At 33.6% G+C, this 262-nt stretch carries 1 protein-coding gene; it reads left to right on the top strand.

Going from position 1 to position 262, the window contains the following annotated elements; all coding sequences use genetic code 11:
• On the top strand, window positions 1–203 hold a 203-nt coding region (locus KVT39_RS36985; protein ID WP_217591491.1), incomplete at its 5' end, for a hypothetical protein.
• Window positions 204–262 lie beyond the last annotated feature (59 nt).

Here is a 262-nt window from a genome sequence, read left to right as displayed (position 1 = left end):
ATGAAGCTGATCTGTTTAATCTGAAAGACACTACCGTTTTTCAACGGTTAAAAAAGATTGAGGTTTTAAATACAGAGACAGACGTGTTGAACTTTATGACTAAAATGAACTGGAACCTGGTTACCGTACTTTCGGCAACTCAGTTCAACATAGAAATATTTTATTTTAAGCGGCAATTTGATATTTCGGAGTTTAATGATTGATCATCTCCAATGCCCAACGCTGATCCATCTGTTTTGTCTTTACAATAAATTTGATAAAT

Source organism: Burkholderia sp. GbtcB21, from assembly GCF_019091065.1.
In the GTDB taxonomy this organism is placed as follows: domain Bacteria; phylum Pseudomonadota; class Gammaproteobacteria; order Burkholderiales; family Burkholderiaceae; genus Burkholderia; species Burkholderia pyrrocinia_C.
The sequence above is the reverse complement of the archived record's forward strand: the minus strand, read 5'-3'. Positions and strand labels throughout refer to the sequence as shown.